The sequence below is a fragment of the Longimicrobium sp. genome (genome assembly GCA_036377595.1).
Lineage (GTDB): Bacteria > Gemmatimonadota > Gemmatimonadetes > Longimicrobiales > Longimicrobiaceae > Longimicrobium.
Window position 1 is genome coordinate 1 of record DASUYB010000171.1, and the last position, 21,313, is coordinate 21,313.

At 71.3% G+C, this 21,313-nt stretch carries 19 protein-coding genes; 7 read left to right on the forward strand and 12 right to left on the reverse strand.

Translation table 11 applies throughout. The annotated features are described in order from the left end of the window. The 4 genes from VF092_28520 to VF092_28535 form a co-directional block, all read right to left on the reverse strand. Positions 1–1,068, reverse strand: a 1,068-nt coding sequence (locus VF092_28520; protein ID HEX6751269.1) for a CBS domain-containing protein, incomplete at its 3' end; no start/stop codon positions are given. A 206-nt stretch (positions 1,069–1,274) separates the two neighbouring features. Further along, positions 1,275–2,027: an SURF1 family protein gene (locus tag VF092_28525; protein ID HEX6751270.1), complete on the reverse strand. Its 753-nt coding sequence runs from the start codon at positions 2,025–2,027 to the stop codon at positions 1,275–1,277. Positions 2,028–2,505: 478 nt separating this feature from the next. Next, positions 2,506–3,135 (reverse strand): hypothetical protein, encoded by a 630-nt coding sequence (locus VF092_28530; protein HEX6751271.1) that lies wholly within the window; start codon positions 3,133–3,135, stop codon positions 2,506–2,508. 243 nt (positions 3,136–3,378) lie between these two features. Next, complete coding sequence (locus VF092_28535; protein HEX6751272.1) at positions 3,379–3,762, reverse strand: plastocyanin/azurin family copper-binding protein; 384 nt, start codon at positions 3,760–3,762, stop codon at positions 3,379–3,381. A 182-nt stretch (positions 3,763–3,944) separates the two neighbouring features. Here VF092_28535 and VF092_28540 point away from each other — a divergent pair, with 182 nt between their 5' ends. After that, a complete protein-coding gene (locus VF092_28540) occupies positions 3,945–5,534 on the forward strand; it encodes a peptide chain release factor 3 (GenBank protein HEX6751273.1) in 1,590 nt (529 codons plus the stop codon). Positions 5,535–5,740: 206 nt separating this feature from the next. On the opposite strand, the gene VF092_28545 is transcribed toward VF092_28540, so the two are convergent. The 3 genes from VF092_28545 to VF092_28555 form a co-directional block, all read right to left on the reverse strand. Continuing rightward, a complete protein-coding gene (locus tag VF092_28545; GenBank protein HEX6751274.1) occupies positions 5,741–6,073 on the reverse strand; it encodes a helix-turn-helix transcriptional regulator in 333 nt (110 codons plus the stop codon). A gap of 16 nt (positions 6,074–6,089) precedes the next feature. After that, the gene (locus tag VF092_28550; GenBank protein HEX6751275.1) at positions 6,090–6,464 is read right to left on the reverse strand and encodes a type II toxin-antitoxin system RelE/ParE family toxin; all 375 of its coding nucleotides are present in this window, start codon (positions 6,462–6,464) and stop codon (positions 6,090–6,092) included. Positions 6,465–6,640: 176 nt separating this feature from the next. Further along, a complete protein-coding gene (locus VF092_28555; GenBank protein HEX6751276.1) occupies positions 6,641–7,339 on the reverse strand; it encodes a hypothetical protein in 699 nt (232 codons plus the stop codon). A gap of 270 nt (positions 7,340–7,609) precedes the next feature. Between VF092_28555 and aspA the strand changes: the two genes are divergently transcribed. The 3 genes from aspA to VF092_28570 all read left to right on the forward strand — a co-directional run bounded on the left by aspA (position 7,610) and on the right by VF092_28570 (position 12,781). Next, entirely contained in the window at positions 7,610–9,496 is a 1,887-nt protein-coding gene (gene aspA / locus VF092_28560) for an aspartate ammonia-lyase (protein HEX6751277.1), read from the forward strand. 536 nt (positions 9,497–10,032) lie between these two features. Further along, on the forward strand, positions 10,033–11,607 hold the full coding sequence (locus VF092_28565) for an N-acetylmuramoyl-L-alanine amidase (GenBank protein HEX6751278.1): 1,575 nt from the start codon (positions 10,033–10,035) through the stop codon (positions 11,605–11,607). Positions 11,608–11,737: 130 nt separating this feature from the next. Continuing rightward, positions 11,738–12,781: an LpqB family beta-propeller domain-containing protein gene (locus tag VF092_28570; protein ID HEX6751279.1), complete on the forward strand. Its 1,044-nt coding sequence runs from the start codon at positions 11,738–11,740 to the stop codon at positions 12,779–12,781. A gap of 103 nt (positions 12,782–12,884) precedes the next feature. Here VF092_28570 and VF092_28575 read toward each other — a convergent pair whose 3' ends face one another. The 3 genes from VF092_28575 to VF092_28585 all read right to left on the reverse strand — a co-directional run bounded on the left by VF092_28575 (position 12,885) and on the right by VF092_28585 (position 15,999). Next, positions 12,885–13,889, reverse strand: a complete 1,005-nt coding sequence (locus VF092_28575) for a tetratricopeptide repeat protein (GenBank protein ID HEX6751280.1) — start codon at positions 13,887–13,889, stop codon at positions 12,885–12,887. Between the two features lie 14 nt (positions 13,890–13,903). Beyond that, complete coding sequence (locus tag VF092_28580) at positions 13,904–14,518, reverse strand: hypothetical protein (protein ID HEX6751281.1); 615 nt, start codon at positions 14,516–14,518, stop codon at positions 13,904–13,906. 134 nt (positions 14,519–14,652) lie between these two features. Further along, positions 14,653–15,999 carry a sigma 54-interacting transcriptional regulator gene (locus tag VF092_28585; protein ID HEX6751282.1) on the reverse strand — a complete coding sequence of 449 codons (1,347 nt, stop codon included), beginning with the start codon at positions 15,997–15,999 and terminating at the stop codon, positions 14,653–14,655. 264 nt (positions 16,000–16,263) lie between these two features. Between VF092_28585 and VF092_28590 the strand changes: the two genes are divergently transcribed. Next, positions 16,264–17,115, forward strand: coding sequence for a hypothetical protein (locus VF092_28590; GenBank protein ID HEX6751283.1), 852 nt, complete (start codon positions 16,264–16,266; stop codon positions 17,113–17,115). A 587-nt stretch (positions 17,116–17,702) separates the two neighbouring features. Here VF092_28590 and VF092_28595 read toward each other — a convergent pair. Continuing rightward, positions 17,703–18,221 (reverse strand): hypothetical protein, encoded by a 519-nt coding sequence (locus tag VF092_28595; GenBank protein ID HEX6751284.1) that lies wholly within the window; start codon positions 18,219–18,221, stop codon positions 17,703–17,705. Between the two features lie 240 nt (positions 18,222–18,461). On the opposite strand from VF092_28595, the gene VF092_28600 reads away from it, so the two are divergent. Further along, positions 18,462–19,334, forward strand: coding sequence for a transglycosylase SLT domain-containing protein (locus VF092_28600; protein ID HEX6751285.1), 873 nt, complete (start codon positions 18,462–18,464; stop codon positions 19,332–19,334). Between the two features lie 219 nt (positions 19,335–19,553). Here the strand turns inward: VF092_28600 and VF092_28605 are convergent, their stop codons facing one another. Continuing rightward, the gene (locus tag VF092_28605) at positions 19,554–20,252 is read right to left on the reverse strand and encodes a hypothetical protein (protein ID HEX6751286.1); all 699 of its coding nucleotides are present in this window, start codon (positions 20,250–20,252) and stop codon (positions 19,554–19,556) included. Positions 20,253–20,507: 255 nt separating this feature from the next. On the opposite strand from VF092_28605, the gene mqnB reads away from it, so the two are divergent. Then, a complete protein-coding gene (gene mqnB / locus VF092_28610) occupies positions 20,508–21,254 on the forward strand; it encodes a futalosine hydrolase (GenBank protein ID HEX6751287.1) in 747 nt (248 codons plus the stop codon). Positions 21,255–21,313: the final 59 nt, after the last annotated feature.

Below are 21,313 nucleotides of genomic sequence, written 5' to 3' on the forward strand. Positions count from 1 at the left end.
GGGCTCGGAGATGTGCTCGATGGCGTCGCTCACGCGGTGCTCGCCGCGGTCGCTGTCGATGTCGCGCACCACGTCGGCCTGCGCCACGATCCCCACCAGCCGCCCCTCGCGGTCGGTGATCGGCACGCGCCGCACCTGCTCGCGCTCCATCACCCGCAGGATGTCGCCCACCGTGTCGTTCTTGTTGCAGCTCTCGACCTCGGTGGTCATCACCACGCTCACCTTCGTGCTGCGCGCGTCCATCCCCTCGGCCACGGCGCGGATGGCGATGTCGCGGTCGGTCACCACGCCCTTGAGCCGCCGGGTCTGCTCGTTGTCGACCACGGGGATGATGCCCACGTCCAGGTCGCGCATCTTGGCCGCGGCGTCGGCCAGCGAGCTCTCGGGCGTCACGCACTCGGGGTTGTCGGTCATGATGTCGGCCGCGCGCAGCCGCCGCGTCTCGTCCTGCTGCTGCGACCCGCCGCCGCTCCAGCCGCCCGTTCCCCCGCCCATCCCCGTCCCCCCGCGGAGCGAGCCGCCCCGGCCGGTGCCGGTGTCGCGCGCGCCCCAGTCGCTCCCCATCCCGCCGCCGCCCGTCTCGAAGTCGCGCTCCGAGCCGCCGCCGCGGCCGTACTCGTATCCCCCGCCGCCGTAGCCGCCGCCCTGGAAGCCGCCGGAGTAGTCGCGCCCCTGGCCGCCGGAGTAGCCGCCGCCGGTGTCGTAGCCGTAGCTGGCGCCGCTCAGGTAGTCGCCGCCGTAGCCGCGGGAGAGGCCGCCGCTGCGCCAACTGCCGGTATTGCCGGCCCAGCCGGTGCCGTAGTCCACGTCGTAGCTGCCGCCGCCCGTGCCGAAGCCGCTGCGGCCGCGGTGGTAGCTTCCGCCCCAGTCGCCCTGGTCCTGGGCGTCCGACCCCATCCCGCCGTACTCGCCGCCGCCCCAGCGGCCGCCGCTCCAGCCCTGCCCACCGCGACGATGCGTGCCGAACTGGTCGGCACCGCCGTAGAAGCCGGTTCCCCCGCCGCCCATCCCCTCGTCCCCGCGCATGCCCCACCGGTCGCGGTCGAAATCCCGTCCGTACCGTGCCATGCTCAGCCTCCCTCGCTTGGGTGATACACGGCGCTTGGCGCCGCCCGGCGTGCTCATCCCCCCGGCATCCCGACGCCGGTTGGAAGGGGCTTCGGGAGGTGCAAGATGCGCACCCCTGAGGCGTGATCGGCGGTTGAAAAGGACGGATCTCACGCGGAGACGCGGAGTCGCGGAGAGACCTGCCGCGCCTTGCCGTGGGGATCGATTCAGCGAGGATCGGCGCGGTGCTGGCGGGTGACGAGGATGACGAGGCCGATCACCCCGATGGCCGCGAAGCTGAACCACTGCACCGCGTAGCTCAGGTGCGGGCCGTTGTCCAGCACGGGGCGGGGGACGCGGACCGGTGTCCGCCCGGTCGCCGGACCGGAGCCGGGGAGCTGCTGCACGTACAGCGGGAGGAGGGGGCGGGGATACCGCGGCCCGAGCGCGTTCAGGTCCAGCCGCCGGTAGGTGGTGACGGCTTTCCCGTTGACGATCGTCGTCGCCGCGTGGCCGACGCGGTTGGTGTTCCGCGGCACCTCCATCAGGATGCCGGTGACCGTGCGCACGCCCGGCTCCGCGAACGGCGCCGCGTCCACCGTGGCCGCGTCGGGCGACGGCACCCAGCCGCGGTTCACCAGCACGGCCTGCGGCACGTGGGGGACAAGCATCGGCGTGACGATGTGGACGCCCGGTGCGCCCTCGCTCGCGCGGCCGCGGAGGATCACCTCGCCGGACGCGTCGTAGGTGCCGGTGACGCGGACGGTGCGGTTGATGAACCGCGCGGGCTCGCGCGCGACCTCCGCCGCGGTCGCCGAGTCGAGGACCAGCGCCGGCATCCGCTGGGCGGCCTCGATGGCGTGGTTGCGCGCCTTGCGCTGCTTCAGCCGGTCGAGCTGCCAGAAGCCCAGGCGCACGCACACGGCGCACATCGCCAGGATGAACGCGGCGGCCAGCACGCCGCGGAGGGTCGGTCGCATCAGCGGGTCGGTCGAGATCGATGGAGATCGGGATCGCGTGCGGGCGCCAATCTACCATCCCCGCGGGGCGGCGGCACACCGAAACCGGCATCACCCGCGCAACGTACCCATCTGCATGACGGATCCTGAGCATTGCCCGGGTCGGCGGCACGGCGGCAACATCCTCGCTTCGATACGCGACTGGTACGCGGAAAGCTGGGGTTGGAGCCCGTTCGACTGGATGGGCGCGATCCTCGGGGTCGCCCTCTGCACCCTCTGGCACATGGCGATGCCCCCCGGGCCGTCGAGCTGCCGCCCGACGTTCGAACCCGCGCCCACCGCGGTCGCCGCGACCAGGGCGGACAGTGTGGTCGCCGGTTCGCGGCCCGGCCGGGTCTGCCCGGACCTGCGGCACAGATTCGCGCTCCGCTGAACGCGATCCGCCCCTCGCCCAGGAACCGGGCGAGGGGCGGATCTTCATCATGCGGCGATCAGGCGATCAGCTCTGCGTCCACGTGCGGGTGACGTCGATCGTCTGGTTGCAGACGGTGCCCACCACGTGCGACGTCTTCGTGGCCGGGTCCCACGTGTGCGTCACGTCGATGTTGCAGGTGCCCGAACCGCCGGTACTGCGCGTCCAGGTGAAGCTCCCCTTCTTCGTGGCCGTGCGGACGCCCGGCGTCCCGTTCGTCACCGACTGGTTGGCGGTGAGCTGCGTGTTCGGGTTGCCGTTGACGGTGATCGTGGCGCCGTTGCGGGTGAAGACGCAGGCCTCCTCGGTGCGCGTGGCGTTGAAGGAGATGCTCCCCGTCGACGTGGCGCGGTCCCACGTGCGTACCAGCGAGCCCGCCACCTTCACGTCGCCGCCGCCCGGGCAGGTGCGGGTGCGGGTGAAGGTGGTGGTCTCCGTCAGCGTGGCCAGCGAGGGGCCGCCGGCGCTCAGGCTGAACGACGGGCCGCCCATGCCGTCGAGGATGGCGCCGTCCTGGTCGCCGAATTCGCCGGCCAGCGCCTGCGCGTCGGAGCGGCTGAGCTGGTTCTGGGTCCCCGCGTTGGTGATCCCCTCGCCGCACGCGGCCAGCGCCAGCGTGGCGGCCAGCGCGGTGGGGATGAGCAGCTTGCGATGCATGGCGTCCGTCCTGTGGAGGGTCTGTCGCGCACGGCCCGCGCCGTGCCGAACCACCACGGATTACAGCGCTGAGTGTCTCCGCGTTGGGGGGATTTTCCTCCCTCCGCGGGGCGCCGTTCGTTGCGTGTTGCGCAAGATGAGGGGTGACAACGGCTTGGGCAAGGTGGGGCGATGATGATGAAGAAGGGCGGCGGGGACGAATCTCCTGCCGCCCTCCATCTCCCGCACGGTGACGCGGGTCGCCTACTGCACGTGGACCACGCCCGTCATCCCCAGCCCCTGGTGGGGGATGCAGTGGTAGTTGAAGTCGCCCGCGGTGTTGAAGGTGAACTCGAAGGTGTCGCCCTGCGAGCCGATATTCGCGCTGGCCCAGGCGCCGGCCTGCGCGGCGTTGTCGGGCGTCACCGTGTGCCCCGCGCTGACGTCGGCGATCCAGCGCACCGTCTGCCCGCGCTGGATGGTGACGGTGCTGGGGGAGAAGCGGTTGCCGCTGGTGGCGTGGATCTCCACCACCCCCGGCGGGTTGGTGACGCCTCCGCCGCCCGAGCCGCCGCCGCTGCAGCCGCCGGAGACGAGCACTCCGAGCGTGGCCAGCGCGGCGAGGGAAAGACGGACACTGCGATTCATGCGGACCTCCAGGGAAGTGCGGGTTGCGCGCCGCGCGGCGTGCGCGGCGCGTGAAGGGGCCGGCGTGGGCGGCCGGAGACGTTGAGGGACGGCGCGAAATCCGTTAGATTCAGGGCACGACCCGGCCTCCGCCGCCGCGCAGCGCGCGCGTCCGCGGGGCCGATTCCGTTTGCACGGGACGCATGAGCCAGCTCGCAGACGAGGTCCGCCGGCGGCGGACCTTCGCCATTATCAGCCACCCCGACGCGGGGAAGACCACGCTCACCGAGAAGCTCCTCCTCTACGGCGGGGCCATCCACCTGGCGGGGAGCGTCAAGGCGCGGCGTGCCGTGCGCCACGCCACGTCGGACTGGATGCAGATGGAGCAGGAGCGCGGCATCTCCGTGACCAGCTCGGTGCTGCAGTTCGAGTACGGCGGCTACGCGGTGAACCTGCTCGACACCCCGGGCCACCAGGACTTCTCCGAGGACACCTACCGCACCCTGATGGCGGCCGACAGCGCGGTGATGCTGCTCGACAACCGCAAGGGCGTCGAGGAGCAGACCCGCAAGCTGTTCGAGGTCTGCCGGCTGCGGAAAACGCCGGTGGTCACCTTCGTCAACAAGTGCGACCGCCCCGGCGCCGACCCCATCCAGCTCCTCGACGACGTGGAGCGCGAGCTGGGGATGAAGTGCTACGCCATGACCTGGCCCATCCACGCCGGCGACCGCTTCCTGGGCGTGTACGACCGCGCAGACGAGCGCATCCACCTGTTCGAGCGCGGCGAGGACCACGGCCAGCGCCGCGCCGAGGAGCACACCATCGCGCTCGACGACGAGCGCATCCACGACATCGTTCCCGAGAGCGCGCTGGAAAAGCTGCTCGACGACCTGTCGCTGCTGGAGCTGGCGGGGGCGGAGTTCGGCGAGGAGGCGTTCCTGGCGGGCGAGGTCAGCCCCGTGTACTTCGGCAGCGCGCTGACCAACTTCGGCGTGGAGCCGTTCCTGGTGCAGTTCCTGGAGCTGGCGCCGCCCCCCGCGCCGCGCGAGGCGTCGACGGGCACGGTGGAGCCGCTGGACCCGCACTTCACCGGCTTCGTGTTCAAGATCCAGGCGAACATGGACCCCAAGCACCGCGACCGCATCGCCTTCGTGCGCGTGTGCTCGGGCCGCTTCGAGGCGGGGATGCAGGTGAGGCACGTCCGCGCCGGCAAGCCCATCCGCCTGGCGCAGCCCACGCAGTTCATGGCGCGCGAGCGCACCCTCATCGATGAGGCGTGGCCGGGCGACGTGATCGGCGTGCACGACCGCGGCACCCTGCGCGTGGGCGACACGCTGTCCGCGAACGGTGACCTGGAGTTCAGCGGGATCCCGCGCTTCAGCCCCGAGCACTTCGCCCGCGTGCACGTGGCCGACCCCATGCGGCGCAAGCAGCTGGACGTCGGCCTGCAGCAGCTTTCCGAGGAGGGCGCCGCGCAGGTCTTCTACGCCGAGTCCATCACCGGCCCGGCGCCGATCGTGGGCGCGGTGGGCAGGCTGCAGTTCGACGTGCTGCTGCACCGCCTGGAGCACGAGTACGGCGTGAAGGCGCGGCTCGAGCCCATGTCGTACCGCGTGGCCCGCTGGGTGGAGGGGCCGATGCGCGAGATCGAGCGCGTGGCCAACGGCGGCTACGGCCGCGCGCTGGTGTTCGACGGCAAGGAGAAGCCGCTCGTGCTGTTCGACAGCGAGTGGACCATGAAGACCACCGTCGAGCGCGAGAAGGATCTCTGCTTCTTCGACGTGGCGCCCTGAGCCGGGCGTCGGGACGGCGTTCGGGGTTCGCGTAGGCACGCCGGCCGGAAGGGGCAAGCCACGCTCCCCGCGGCCGGCGTTCGCGCTAGTGGTTGCGCCGCAACGGCTTGGCGCGAATCCGGCGGAAACAGACGAGAGGGCGGGGTGTTCCGCATCGGAACACTCCGCCCTTTTTTGTCACAACGACTATTCGGAGACGGTTTCGCTCAGGCCGTCACCCGGATGCGCGCCGCCCCGTCCGCCTGCTTCGGGGTGACGACGATCTCCACGTCCTGGTCGAGCGCGTTCAAGAACGACATCAGCCGCTCGAGGGAGAAGAGCGACAGCTTGCCACGCATGAGGTCGGAGACGGTGGGCTGCGTGGTGCCGAGCAGCTTGGCCGCCTTCGCCTGCGTGAGCCCGCGCTCGCGGATGAGGTCTGTGATGCGCGACATGAGCTGCGCACGGGCGAACGCTTCCTCGGCGTCTGCACGCCCGATGTCAGCCCACAGGTTTCCGCTGCCGACCTTGACTTCGATTTCTTCGATGTCGTCGACCATCGTTCTCTCCGTGAAATCAGTTTCCGCACCTGCGCTGGTAGTCCAGCACCGCGGCATCGTAGCGCGCCCGGATCAGGTCCATGTCGTGCTGTGAAGTGGCGATGCCATGCTTGGACTTCTTCTTGAACGCGTGGAGCACGTACACCATGCCTGAGAGCTTCGTGGTGTAGACCACACGGTACGTGTCCTTGTCGTAATCGTCGATGAGCTCGGTGATCCCAAGCCCCTTCAGCATGCCCTGCGATAGCGGCTTTGCGCCCGGGATGTTGGACGCGCCGATCTGTACGCGGTACAGCCTGTAACCGAGATCGTCCTGTACTTCCTCCGGAAACTCGCAATAGTCCTTGTAGGCGCTGCCGATCCAGGCCAGCGGCCGAGGCTGTGGCGTCATGGTAGTATACGAGTTTTAAGATAAATACGCAAGGGCGGGGAAGTGCCTACGTTAACATAGTAGACGCCGTTTGTCTAGAGTGTACTAATGGTGGCTATAGTGGACAGAGACACGAGAGCGACGCGCCCTCCCGAGAAGGCGCGCCGCTCTTGGATGAACCTCGCAGTCGCGGCGAACTATCCGCGATAGCCGCGGCCCCAGCCGCCGCGGAAGTCCTCGCGGCGGTAGGCGGGGTCGTCGCCGACGCCGCGGTTCCAGCCGCGGTAGCCCACGTCGTAGCGGTCGGGGTTCGTGAGCTGGTTCAGCTGGTGCCCCTCGTACCACCCGCCGCGGTCGGTCTCCTCGCGGTCGAAGGCGCCGCGCAGCATGCGGAACGGCGTGCGGCTCTGGCGGTCGCCGAACGGGTCGCCGGCGTCGGTGTGCATCCGGTCGCGGACGCGGAGCTCGCGGTCGTAGCGGCCGCGCAGGTCGCGATCGTAGCCGCCGCGGAGCTCGCGGTCGTAGTCGCCGCGCGCGCGGAAGCCGCGGTCGTAGCCGCCGCCCCATCCCCGCGACATCTCACGGTCGTAGCGCCCGCCGCCGGCCGCGCGCCAGTCCCACTGCGGGTCGTGGGCGCCGCGGTTGAAGGCCGTGCTCCACCCGGGCTCCGTGCCGCGGTAGGCGAAGTCGCCCGCGTCGTAGCCGCGGCCCTCGCGCTCGGGGTTGCCGCCCCAGCGCGTGCCCGTCAGGTCGGCGCCGCGGCCGCGCCAGCCGCGGTCGTAGCCGCGGCCGTCCAGCCGCGCCTCGAAGCGGTTCCAGGCGCCGCGCATGCGGTCGCCCAGGCTGCGCCCGCCGCCGTAGTCACGGCCGTAGTCGTGCCGGTCGAAGAGTCCCATCCCCTCCTCCTTCGTTTCTCGGGTCCAGCATCCACACCTCACCGGGAGCCGTCCGGGGGCGGCAATCTCCGTTCCAGACAGCGGGTTGCCGCGCTTGTCGCATCCCCCCCTGTCCGCTACGTTGCGCGCCGCCGGCCCCGTGCCGGAACGGGCGATCTTCATGTCCTCACGCAGAGGGCGCAGAGGACGCGGAGGAAACGGCGAGCGGAACCTCTGCGACCTCTGCGGCCTCTGCGTGAGACCCTTGCGGTTCCAGCGGAAGACGAGACGATGACGACGGTGGACGAGACGGTGTTCGATGCGCTGCGGGCGCTTCCCCTGCTGGCGGCGCTGGACGACGACGACCTGCGCTGGCTGGGCTCGGCCGCCGAGCGGCGGACCTACGCGCGCGGCAGCTACGTCTTCCGCGAGAGCCAGCCGCGCCGCTCGTTCGGCGTGGTGCTGCGCGGGCGCATCGACATCGTCAAGGGGTTGCGCGGGCTGCCCGAGGTGCTGCACGTGCTGCGCGAGGGCGAGGGCTACGGCGAGGGAAGCCTGCTCGACGACTATCCCCACTCCACCTCGGGCCTGGTGCGCGAGGAGGCCGAGGTGCTGGAGGTGCCGCGCGACCACCTGCGCGCCATCGCCGAGACGAACCCCCGGCTGTTCGGCAAGCTGGCGATGGCGGCGGCGCACGTGATCAGCTCACGGCTGCGCATCGCCAACGCGCGGCTGTCGGGACGGGGGCTGGGCTACCTTTCCGGCGAGCTGCGGGTGGAGCACGACCTCCTCGGCGAGCGCGCGCTCTCCGTCGACCTGTACTACGGCGTGCAGACGCTCAGGGCCACGGAGAACTTCCCCATCACCGGCATCCCCATCTCGCAGTACCCGCACCTGGTGAACGCGCTGGCGGCGGTGAAGGAGGCGGCGGCGCAGGCCAACCGCGAGCTCGGCCTGCTGCCCGACGACGTGGCCGACGCGATCGTGGCCGCCTGCCGCGAGATCCGCGAGGGGAAGCTGCACGAGTACTTCGTGGTGGACGTGATCCAGGGCGGCGCGGGAACGTCGACCAACATGAACGCCAACGAGGTGATCGCGAACCGCGCGCTGGAGCTGATGGGGCACGCCCGGGGCGACTACCGCTTCGTGCACCCCAACGACCACGTCAACCTCAGCCAGAGCACAAACGACGTCTATCCCACGGCGATGAAGATCGCCGCCAACTGGGCCATCGACGACCTGACGGCGGCGTTGGCCGAGCTGTGCGACGCGTTCCGCGCCAAGGCCGCCGAGTTCGCCGACGTGCTGAAGATGGGGCGCACGCAGCTGCAGGACGCCGTGCCCATGACGCTGGGTCAGGAGTTCAACGCCTTCGCGGTGACGATGGGCGAGGACATCGAGCGGCTGCGCGAGGCGGCGGCGCTGATCCGCGAGATCAACATGGGCGCCACGGCCATCGGCACGGGGATCAACACCGAGCCGCGCTACGCTTCCGTGGTCTGCGCCAAGCTGAGCGAGGTGACGGGGCTGCGGCTGATGACCGCGCCGGACCTGATCGAGGCCACCAGCGACACCGGCGCGTTCGTGCAGCTGTCGGGTGTGCTGAAGCGCGTGGCGGTGAAGCTGAGCAAGATCTGCAACGACCTGCGCCTCCTCTCGTCCGGCCCGCGCACAGGGCTGAACGAGATCAACCTGCCGCCGATGCAGCCCGGGTCGTCGATCATGCCGGGGAAGGTGAACCCGGTGATCCCCGAGGTCGTGAACATGGTGTGCTTCCAGGTGGTGGGGAACGACCTGACCATCACCATGGCGGCCGAGGCGGGACAGCTGCAGCTCAACGTCTTCGAGCCGGTGATCGGCTTCAACCTCTTCCAGTCGGTGGACATGCTGGTCCGCGGCGCCGTCGTGCTGCGCGAGCGCTGCGTGGTGGGCATCACCGCCAACCGCGACCGGCTGCGGGAGATGGTCTATCACTCCATCGGCCTAGTGACGGCGCTCGTCCCCTACATCGGCTACGAGCGGAGCGCCGCGCTGGCCAAGGAGGCGCTGGCCACCGGCCGCGGCGTCTACGAGCTGGTGCGCGAGAAGGACTGGCTCAGCGAGGAGCGGCTGGCCGAGATCCTCACCCCCGAGGCCATGACCCAGCCCCGCCCGATGCCGCACGCGGTGGAGGTGTGATCGCGTTGCCGCAATCATTATCCAGGCACCACCTATCTTTTTTCTCACGCAGAGTTAGCAGAGTCAGCAGTTGAACTGCAGTTTAGCTGCTGACCCTGCTAACTCTGCGTGAGCCCTATCTGTATCGTTCAGGTTGATTTCCGCCAATATTAGACCGGCGAGCCAAGGCGGGCTGCGCTTCGAATTTGGGCGAGTGTGCTGCGACCTGGTGCGGGGAAACGGGCGTTCGTATCCGAGGTGTTTACCTGCGTCGGACATGCATCGAGTCGGCATCAAATCTCCAATCCAATGGCTCTGAATGAGATAGGATGATTCACATCGCCCGCATCTCATTTTCCGCAAATTATGGATTGATTCTTGCCGCGACTTTCCTCCGTCACCATCCACAGCAGGGCGTTCGTCCGTGAGGGGAGATGTCATCGCTCTCGTGCGATGATACGCTCTCTTTTCGTCCAAACATCTGCGGTTGGATGGGGTGCCCTCGTGCGGGCGATCACCCTCGGCCCGCACATCACCCGTTCGGAGAGGACGTGCCCATGCGAACACTCCGTCCCACGCTGGCCGCCGCGGCCGCCGCGCTGCTGCTGGCCGGCTGCGACCAGTCCACCGCGCCGCGCCAGTCATCCCCCAACCCCGGCGACATTTCCGCCACGCAGCTCGACCCCATCTTCGCCCGCGCGGCGCGCGAGTTCGACGTGCCCGCGGACCTGCTGAAGTCGGTGGGCTACGTCGAGACGCGCTGGCAGATGGTGAGCGGCCGCGAGGAGTTCGCCGGGCAGCAGCCGGCGTTCGGGATCATGGCGCTGCGCGGCGAGCGGCTGGAGCAGGGCGCGCGCCTGGCCGGCGTCAGCGCCTCCGCCGCGCGCACGCAGCCGGAAGCGAACATCCGCGCCGCGGCGGCGCTGCTGTCGGCCTACGCGAAGGAGATGGGGATCGACCGCGCGAGCTTGGGCGCGTGGGCGCCGGCCGTGGCGCGCTACAGCGGGATCGCCTCGGAGGCGGGGCAGTCCGCCTACGTGCACGCCGACGTCTACGGCGTGCTGACCCGCGGCGTCGTCGCCCGCACGGCCACGGGCGAGGTGATCGCGAGCGTCGCGGCGCGGACCGGGATCCGGCCGCTGCGCGTGCCCGAGCCGCTGCGGCTGGCGGCGGGGCCGGACTACGCGGCCTCGATCTGGCGCCCGTCGCCCAACTACAACGCGCGGCCGGCGGGCGACATCGGCAAGGTGGGGATGGTGATCATCCACGACTGCGAGGGGAGCTACACCAGCTGCTGGAGCTGGCTGACCAACACCCAGGCCCAGGCCAGCGCGCACTACGTGGTGAACGAGAGCGGGAGCGAGATCTCGCAGCTGGTGCGCGAGAGCGACCGCGCGTGGCACATCGCCGCCACGTACGACTGCACGCTGAACAGCAGCGTGGACTGCTGGCGCAACGGCTACAGCAGCAACCACTTCACGGTGGGGATCGAGCACGGTGGGTTCGCGTCGCAGACGTCGTGGCCCACGGGGCAGATCGACGCGTCGGCCAGATTGTCGTGCGACATCAGCCAGGCGTACGCCATCCCGCGCGACCGCTACCACTTCGTGGGGCACGGGCAGCTGCAGCCGTACAACCGCACCGATCCCGGCCCCAACTGGCCGTGGACGGACTACCTGAACCGCATCAACAGCTACTGCGGCGGCGGGTCGTCGCTGATCGTGGACAGCAACAACTCCAACAACGACACGTCGCAGGGCTATATCTCCGTCTCCGCCAACTGGACCTCGTCGTCGTCCACGGCCGGCTACTACGGCAGCGGCTACTACTTCGCCAACACGGCGGCCGTCTCCGACCCCGCGACGTTCTACTTCTATCTCCCGGCGAACGCGACGAAGACGATCGACGCGTGGTGGACGTCTGGGACGAACCGCTCGGCCACCGCGCCGTTCATCGCCTACAACGCGGCGGGGACGGAGGTCGGGCGGGTGAACGTGAACCAGCAGGCGGGCGGCGGCCAGTGGAACGCGATCGGCACCTGGGCGTTCACCGCCGGGTGGAACCGCATCGTCGTGTCGCGCTGGACGACGACCGGCTACGTCGTGATCGCCGACGCCATTCGAGTCCGATAAAACCGAAGAGGGCTCACGCAGAGTCAGCAGAGTCAGCAGTTTGAACTGCAGTTTAACTGCTGACTCTGCTGACTCTGCGTGAGACAATCAAGAAAGGTGGGGATTGATCAGAGTCGGATTTGCAGCCTGGATGCTGATCGCGCTCGCCGGTTGCGGTAGGGCGGACGAGGCGAAGCCACCGGTGTCGCACGCCGACACGCTCTCGATCGCGGAGCGGCGTGCGGCGGGCGGGCGCATCGTGTTCGTCTCGGAGCGCGGCGGGATGCCGCAGGTCTACGTCGTCGCGCCGGCGGGCGAGGGCGAGCGGCGGCTGTCGGGCAGGACGGGCGCCATCTACCCCGCCGCGGTGTCGCCGGACGGGCGGACGGTGGCGGCGGTGGCCGTGCGTGAGGAGGGTGGCGAGCACGGCGAGCAGCTGATGCTGCTGCCGACCGGCGGCGGCGCGGCGCGGCCGCTGGGCCCGGCGAGCGCGCGCGCCCGGTCGCCGTCGTGGGCGCCGGACGGGCGGTGGCTGGTGTTCGAGAGCGACCGCGAGAGCTTCCGCGACGTATACCGCATCGCGGCGGACGGATCGGGGCTGCGGCGGCTGACGCGCAACGCGGAAGGTAACTTCGATCCCGACGTCTCTCCCGACGGGAGATCCATCGCCTTCGCCAGTAGCCGCGACGGCGACGCGGAGGTGTACGTGATGAGCGCGGACGGGAGTCGACAGCGGCGGCTGACGGCGTTCCACCGCGACGACTGGGGCCCGCGCTGGTCGCCGGACGGGCGGACGATCGCCTTCCTCAGCAACCGCGAGGGTACCGACCGCATCTTCCTGGTCTCCGCCGACGGCACCGGGCTGCGCCGGCTGAGCACGTCCGCCGCGGGCGATTCCGCGCAGGAGGCGGACATCGCCTGGTCGCCCGACGGCGCGCGCATCGCCCACACGCTGCACGTGCGCGCCGGCGAGTCGCGCATCCGCATCGTCGACGTGCGCACGGGCGGCGCGATCGAGGTGCGCGGTCCCGCCGCCGCGTCGCAGCCCGCCTGGTCGCCCGACGGCCGGCTCATCGTCTTCACCGCCGGCGCGGGCGACGCGGCCGACCTGTGGATCGCGCGCGCGGACGGCAGCGGCGCTACCCGCCTCACCCACTTCCCGCGTGCCGACTGGCTCCCGCGCTGGGTGCGGTGATCGGCCTCATCTAAAGACAACAGAAAAAGCCTCACGCGGAGAAGCAGAGGCAGCGGAGTGAGTTCTCTGCTGCCTCTGCTTCTCTGCGTGAGACCCGAATCGTTCAGGACGTCTCTTCGAGCTCGGCCAGGAGGACGCGGATGGCCTCGGCGTCGGCGGCGGCGCCGATGCGGGCGAAGTGCTCCAGCGAGTCGGTCAGCGCCTCGCGCGCCGCCGCCACGTCGCCGCGGTCGCGCAGCAGGAGGCCCCGATCGCGCTGCACTTCGGCCCGCAGCAGCACGTCGGAGTGCGCCACCGCCGCCTCCAGCGCCTCGTCGAAGCGCGCCCGCGCCTCGTCGTGGTCGCCCGCCGCGCGCGCCGCCAGTCCGAGGACGCGGACGGCATGCGCGGCGCCGCCGGGGTCCGAGAGCTTCTGGAAGCGCTCCAGCGCGCGGCGCGCCATCTCCGCCCCCAGCTCGCCGTCGCCGGCGCGCACGCGCAGGCTGGCGCGCTCGATCTCGGCCAGCGCGATCACGTCCTCGGTGTTCGACTCGCCCGCGAAGTCGATGGCGCGGCGGAAGTGCGCGTCGGCGTCGGCCTCGTAGCCCGCGTCGCGCAGCGAGATCCCCAGGTTGTGGTGGCTCTGCGCGAGTCCCCTGACGAGGCCGAGGCGCTGGTAGGCCGCGATCGCCCGCGTGTAATAGGGAATCGCCCGCTCGCGCTGGCCGCGCAGGTTGGCCACGGCGCCCAGGTTGTTGCAGGCGCGCGCGGCGAACTCGTCGTCGTCCTCGTTCGACGCGATCTCCAGCAGCTCCAGGAAGCGGTGCTCGGCCTCGGCCACGTCGCCCGCCTCGAAGCGCACGATCCCCGCCAGGTTCACCGTGCGCCGCAGCAGGTGCCGGTCGCCCGACTGGCGCACGCGCGGCTCCGCGCCCTCGAGCACCTCGGCCGCGCGCGCCAGGTCGCCCGTGCGGCGGCAGGCGTCGGCGTAGAGGTACGCGACCTCCGCGTCCTCGGCCGACAGGTCGGCGATGGACGCGCCCCAGTCCGCCAGCCCGCGCCAGTCGCGGGCGGCGGCGTAGCCCCTGGCAAGGTCCAGGGGAAGCGGGGTGGCGCTCACGTCGCTCACGGGAGAGATGCCGCTCAGTCCGCCGCCAGGGCGTACTTGGTGAAGCCGAAGATGTCGGCGCGCAGCTCCTGCAGGTTGCTGTCGCGCGTGGAGCCGACGCGCTTCCAGGGCAGGCCGTCGGCCTCCTGCCGCCAGAAGCCGAAGCGCAGGCGGTCGCGGTCGTCCACCACGCCGTCGCCGTTGATGTCGGGGTCGGCCCACTTGTACGAGACGCGCAGCTCGGCGGGGTGGTCGGGGTGGAACTGCAGCCCCGCCGGCTGGAACTCGAAGATGAAGTGGTTCAGGTCGGTCACGCGGATGGAGATCAGCACCGAGTCGCCCGGCTGGAAGAGCGAGCCGTCGGGCTTCTTCCACAGCGCGTTGTTGGGCACCTTGAACTCCAGGCACTCGTCGCCGCCGTACTCGGGCGACACGTTGGAATAGCGGATCTCCACGTCGCGCGTTTCGTTCACCCTGGCCCAGAACTGCACGTGGTCGCGCTCCAGCGGCGGCGCGTCGCCGGCGGCGCGGATGAACACCAGCTCGTTCCCCGGGCGCTCGTCGGGGCCCGAGGGCGAGTCGCTGCACGAGGCGAGCGCGCCCGCGCAGAGCACGGCGGCAAGGGCCGTCAGCGTACGTCGGATGTGCATGGCGGATACTTCAGGGTAGGTGCTCGTGGATCGCGATCCCGCGGCACGACGGGGGCAAGCCCCGAACCGCGCGAAAGCCCGCGCCGCCGCTGGATTTCCGCGCGCGGCGGATGTTCCGTGCCGGGACGGATGTATCACTCCGCGACATCCTCGTCCGTCCCCTCCAGCAGCCGGTACAGCCGCGAGCGCGAGATGCCCAGCGCCTCGGCGGCGGCGCTCTTGTTCCCCTCCATCCGCTCCATCATGGCGAAGGCGGCGCTGCGCTCGATCTCGGCCAGCGTGGCGGGGAAGGGGATGGCCCCGCCGCCGCCCCCGCTCCCTCCCTCGCCCGCCGCCGCGGGGAAGAGGTCGGCCGGGTCCAGCCCGCCGTCGCCCAGCAGCAGCGCGCGCTCCACGCTGTTGCGCAGCTCGCGCACGTTTCCCGGCCAGGTGTGCGTCAGCAGCGCGCGCCGCACCTCGGGGCTCACCGCCGGCGCGTCCATCGCGTACTGCTCGGCCAGCGTGCGCAGGAAGTGCTCCGCCAGCAGCAGCACGTCGTCGCCCCGCTCCCTCAACGGAGGGAGGTGGATGGGGATGACGCTCAGGCGGTAGAAGAGGTCCTCGCGGAACTCCCCCTTCCTCACCGCCCCCGCCAGGTCCACGTGCGTGGCGGCGATGATGCGCACGTCCACCTCGCGCCCGCGCACGGCGCCCACGCGGCGCACCTGCTTCTCTTCCAGCGCCTTGAGGATCTTCCCCTGCAGCGGGAGGGGGAGGTCGCCGATCTCGTCGAGGAAGAGCGTGCCCCCGTCGGCAGCCTCGAACAGCCCCGGCTTGGCGGTGCGCGCGTCGGTGAAGGCGCCGCGCTCGTGGCCGAACAGCTCCGTCTCCAGCAGCCCCGCGGGCACGGCGGCGCAGTTCAGTTCGACGAAGGGCTGGGCGCCGCGCGGGCCGTTGTAATGGACGGCCTGCGCCAGCAGCTCCTTGCCCGTTCCCGTCTCGCCGGTGATGAGGATGGTGGCGCGGTCGCGGGGGATGATGCGGGCGGCGCGGTCGAGCGCGGCGCGCAGCTGCGGGCTGCGGCCGATGATGCGCGAGAAGTCGAAATGGTGCTTCTCCGCCGCGGCCAGCCGCCCCCCCGCCTCGCGCGCCTGGCGCCGCCGCGCGCGGTCGTCCACCTCGGCGCGGAGCGCCTCCACGTCGCCGGGGAGGGCGAAGTAGTCGGCCGCGCCCGCGCGCACCAGCGCGGCCGCGAGGCGGTGGTCCGCGCGCGCGCCCACGACGAGCGGGGCCGGGGCGCCCGCGGCGGCCAGCGCGCGCACGGCCGGCTCCCCCTCCTCCTCCACGCCGGCGACGGAGAGGACCACCGCCAGCGCGTCGGCGGCGGCCGCGGCCTCGTCGGGGGCGGACACCACGCGCGCGTCGGCGCCGGCCCCGGCGGCAAGCTGCGGCCAGAGCTGCGAGAACGAATCCGAACGGGCGACGACCAGGAGGTGGCTCACGGGGATGGACGGGCTGGCCGCGGGGCGGCGGAAAGCGGGCGCCGATGGCTCGCCGTACGGCAGAGAGTGTAGCGCTATGAGACGATTTTAGCCAGCCGAACCGGACAGCGCGAGATCTCCGTTGTCACGATCTTCCAGCATCCGTGCGGGTTTGCCATATTGTAAACGGATGTTGGGCCCGGGGGTCCGCCCGTTGCACTTCGTGGATGCCGAACCCAACTGAACCGCCGCGGTGTGCGGCAAGACCAACCAGGAGTCAGACCGATGAAGTTCAGGACCCTCCTCGCGCTCCCCCTTGCGCTGGCGCCGCTGGCGCTGGCGGGGTGCTCCGACAGCACCGGCTCCGCGGCGGGCGGGCAGGTGCAGATCCGCTTCGGCGTGGCGCAGTCAGGGGCGAACGCCTCGCTGGCCGCGGCGGGCCCGCGCTTCGCGGCCGGCGACCCGCTGGTGATCACGGGGACCAACGGCACGCTGACCGTCACCGACATCAAGCTGGTGGTGAGCCGCTTCCAGCTGCGCGGCGCGGACGGGTCGTCGTGCGGTGCGACGACGAGCGCGAGCGACGACCGAAACGGCGGCGACGACGACGGGCCGGACCACGAGAGCGGCGAGTGCGAGTTCAACGCGGGGCCGCAGTTCGTGACCCTGCCGCTGGACGGCTCGCAGCTGACGGTGACCACAGGGACGGTGCCGCCGGGCACCTACACCTCGGTGCGCTTCCGGGTGAAGAACCTGGACTTCGACGACGACGACGATCACGACGACGACGACAACGCCGCCGCGCAGCAGGCGCTCTTGGCCACCATCCGCCAGCAGATCGCCGACTGGCCGGCCAAGGCCAGCATGCTGGTGACGGGCACCTTCACCCCCGCGGGCGGCACCGCGCGCAACTTCCGGGCGTTCCTGCGGGCCGAGGTGCGGCTGACGCTGCCCATCAACCCGCCGCTGACGGTGGCCGAGGGGACGAACACGGCGCAGGTGGCGGTGCTGCTGGACCCGGCCGCGATCTTCCGCGCGGGCACCACGGTGGTGGACCTGTCGCAGTTCAACGGCCGCGTGGCCGAGTTCGACGCCGAGCACGGCTTCGAGAGCGAAGGCCGCCACGGTCCGGGCTGAGCCACCTCGCCGCGACACACGCCGCGCGCGAAGGCGGAGGTGCATGCGGCGGTGAGCAGGGCGGGAAGGAATGGTCCTGAGGCTGATCGAGGGGGAGGCTCCGGGTTCGGGCCTCCCCCTGCTGTTTCCATGGTGGATCGAGACTGGGGCGCTTCGCGCGGACCCTCATCCCCCCGGCCCCCCTTCTCCCGACAGCAGGAGAAGGGGGGAGAACTCAGTGTGGGGAAAGGGTTTGGGGGTGGGTGGCGAGTGTCTTGCCCGCCGCGGGTGGCCCCCTCCCCCGGCCCCTCCCCCGCTGCGCAGGGGAGGGGAGAACTCAGCGCCGCACATGCACTTGCGTGAGGGATGCGCGCCCGGAGGGCCGGGACACCGCCGCCGTGCGTCGGGGCTGGAGATTCGCGGAGATGCGTGGCGCGGCGGGGGCCCGGCGCCGTTGGCAACAGTAGTATCGTTGCCTACGGCGCGCGCAGCCCGTTTGGGCGTCTAAGCGCCCAACACGCCCAAACCGTGCAGTTTCAATCGATTCGGCCCCCGCCACGAAGCTCGCGGCGAGGGCCGATCGATCATCTCCGATCCTCGAAGACGCGCTACGGCTCGATGGGCTTGAGGAGGCCCCGCTCGATGGCGGCCTCGGCGGGGGTGGGGACCGAGTAGTAGGGGTCGCCCATGCGCGCGGCCAGGTCGCGGATGCTGTCGCCCAGCACGTTGTAGCGCCCCACCGCCGCGTGGTTGCGGGCCAGGATCTCCTGCCAGTCCGACAGCTTGGCGTTGCGCTCGCCCACGTGCGTGTTGTAGCGCGTGAGCTCGGCGCGGTAGCGCTCGTACAGGTCCGGCGGGAGCGCGCCGTCGTGCGCCAGCGCGTCGTAGCGGCGCAGCGCCTGCTGCTCGCGCTCGAGCGCGGCGTCGGCGGCGCGCAGCACGGCGCGCATGCTGTCGCTTTCCTGGCGCGTGCGCACCATCTGCGCGCCCGCGTCCACCAGCTCCACGCGCAGCGTTTTCACCTGCTCGCGCTCGTGGCCGAAGCGCAGCCACCGGTACACCGAGTCCGACAGCTTGACGCCGACGATCACCAGCAGGAGAAAGACGAGCGGGCCGACGTACTTCATGGCCGTGCGTGCCGCGCCGCGGGCATGGACCGCCTCCGCGCCTGGGGGATGGGACCTGCGGACCGGGACTGCGTGGTCTCCCAAAGATGTGCGCCACGGGCTTGCCCCGCAACGCCCGGGCCGCCGGAACTCCTTGAAACGGATGGTTTTGCGGCACGCATCGTGCAGATTCCCCCATCGCCGGATTGCGGATGTAAGTGGTTGGCAGACGGCAACTTGCAAGGAGGAGGACCACCACCGATGCAGCCCACCCGCAGACGTCCCCCGCCGCCCTGGGAGCGAGGCGCCAGCCTCCCCCGCCACCCCGTGGGCCGCCCGCACCGGCGCTTTCCGGCCGCGGCGCACGCCGACGGGCTGCCGCAGCGCTACCGCCGCGCGTACGACGGCGCCGGCGACCGCCGCGTGGACGAGGGGATCCGGCTGCGGGGCAAGCGCGTGTCGGCGTTCGACCGCCTCCGCCGCAACCCGGTGCGCCACGGACTGATCGGGCTGGGCGTGGCGGGCGCGGCGGCGCCGCTGGCGGTGGCGCGCTACAGCCAGATGCGCGTGGACCCCCGGCACGAGCAGCAGGTGGGGATCCTGCCGCACGTGGTGCCCATCAGCGACCAGACGGTGGGGCAGGCGTGGCGCGCGGCGAGCGACGCGGTGACGGAGGCGAAGGTCTCGGACCGCGACCGGATCATCGACGAGAAGGTGGAGCGCTACGGCGACATGGGGCTGAACCGCGCGCTGGCCGAGAGCATCTACGACCTGGCGCTGGAGGAGAACATCGACCCCGACATCGCCTTCGGCCTGGTGCGCACGGAAAGCGAGTTCAAGTCGAGCGCCACCAGCCACGTGGGCGCCGTGGGCCTGACGCAGCTGATGCCCGCCACCGCGCGCGGGATGCGCAAGGGCACCACCATCGCCGAGCTGCGCGACCCGCACATCAACCTGAGCATCGGCTTCAAGTTCCTGCGCGAGCTGCTGGACCACTACGACGGCGACAAGCGGATGGCGCTGCTGGCGTACAACCGCGGCCCCGGCATCGTCGACCGCATCCTCAAGCGCGGTGGCGACCCCGACAACGGCTACGCCGACGCGGTGATCTCGGGCGAGGGCGTGCACCGGTAGGATCGACGCGAAGGCAACGGCGCGGGCCCGCGCCCGGATGGGCCCTCACCCGAAAAAATGGAGAGTCGAGACAAAACAGCCGTCTCGACTCTCCATTTTTTCGACCTCTCCCAAACTGATGGGAGAGGTAACTGCAAAAGAAACAGCAGCTTGGAAAATCTTTCTGTTCTCCCCCTTCTCCTGCAGTTCGGGAGAAGGGGGTCGGGGGGATGAGGGGCCCTACGGCGGCGTCGGGTGCACCAGCCCCTCGGCGATGTCGGGGCGGACGAGGAAGGCGAACTCCCAGCCGGTGGCGGTGCGGCGGAAGCCGGCGCGCAGGTCGCCGTAGCCGCGCTGCGTGACGAACTCGGGGGGCGCGGCCCACACCCCGCCGCCGCCCGTGCTCACCACGCCGCGGTCCAGCAGCGCGGGAAGCCGGTCGATGTCGCCCGAGCGGCGGCCCTGGAACGCCGACATGGCCTCCAGCGACCCCTCCGGCCCGTCCAGCGTGTACACGAAATCGCGCGCCATCACCCGCCGCAGCGCCTCCAGGTCGTGGCGCCGCGCGGCTTCGCGGACGGCGAGCGCGAAGTCCGCCAGCTCGCCCTTCGCCGCGTCGACGGGGGTGCGCGGCTCGTGGACCACGCGGTCGCGCGGCACGCGGCCGATGGGAAAGCCGCGGCAGGCCATGCACCGCACCACCAGCTCCGTGCTGTCCACCCGCACCACGGCCAGCTTCATGAACGTCCACGGCAGCGTCGTCGACGCCGAGTCGCCGCGCAGCACCACGCCGGGCTGCGCGGTCCACACCTCCGCGGCGGTGAACGGCGGCGCCGCGGGTGGTGGCGGCGGGGGAGGCAGTGGCGGCGGCGCGGGCGCCGGGCGCGGCACGCACGCCGCGGCCGCCAGCAGCGCGGCGGCGATCAGGACGCGCCGCATCACGCCGTTCTCCCGCGCGGCGCGTGGTAGCCGCGAGCGAAGCGAGCCCGGGTCCCTCCCCCGTGCTGTTCGGGGGAGGGACAGGCGCGAAGCGCCAGGGAGAGGGCCCGCGCGAGGGGACGGGCGAGGCTGCGGATCGGCATACGGGTGTGGTGACGGTGAGATCATCGTCCGCGCGCCCGGTCGGTTGGCCGGGCGCGCGGCGGGGTGTAAATTCCGCCCCCGCAACGCTCCCGGCAACCCGCACGCCCGACGGTGACCGACGTGGACGCACCCATCGCCCTGATCTGCTCCGTTCCGCTGGAGTGCCGCCGCCTGCTCGACGGCCTGGCCGCGCGCGAGGAGGTGGAGATCGGGCGGAAGCAGGCGTGGACGGGCGTGCTCGACGGCGCGCCGGTCATCCTCTTTCCCGCGGGGATGGGGAAGACGAACGCCGCGCACGGCCTGACCGCGCTGCTGGAGACGCGACCGGTGCGCGGGGTGATCGGATTCGGCGTCGCCGGCGCGTACGACGGCTCGGAGCTGCGGATCGGCGACGTTGCCCTCGCCTCGCGCGCGGTGTATGGGGATGAAGGTGTCGAGGCGCCGGGCGGGTGGATGTCGACCGAGGGGATCGGCATCCCGCTGATCGAGCGGGGCGGCGAGCGGGTGTTCAACGAGATCGTGCTCGCCCCCGCGCGCGTGCAGCGCGCGGCCGATGCGCTCACCGCCGCGGGCGTGCACGTGCGCGTGGGCCCGTTCGTCACCGTATCCGCGTGCTCGGGGACGGCGGCGCGCGGGGCCGAGGTCGCCGCGCGCTTCGGCGGGCTGGTCGAGGGGATGGAGGGCGCCGCGCTGGCCCACGTCGCGGCGATCTACGCCGTGCCGTTCCTGGAGCTGCGCGCCGTCAGCAACCTCGTGGAAGACCGCGACCTCTCGCGCTGGCGCTTGGCGGACGCGGCCGAAGCGGCGCAGCGGGCCGTGCGCGCGCTAATCGCCGCGCGCGAAGCGGTGTTCGCGTAACGGAGCGGAATCTCTTCCGGCGATTAGTTCTCCCCCGCCCCTGCGAAGCGGGGGAGGGG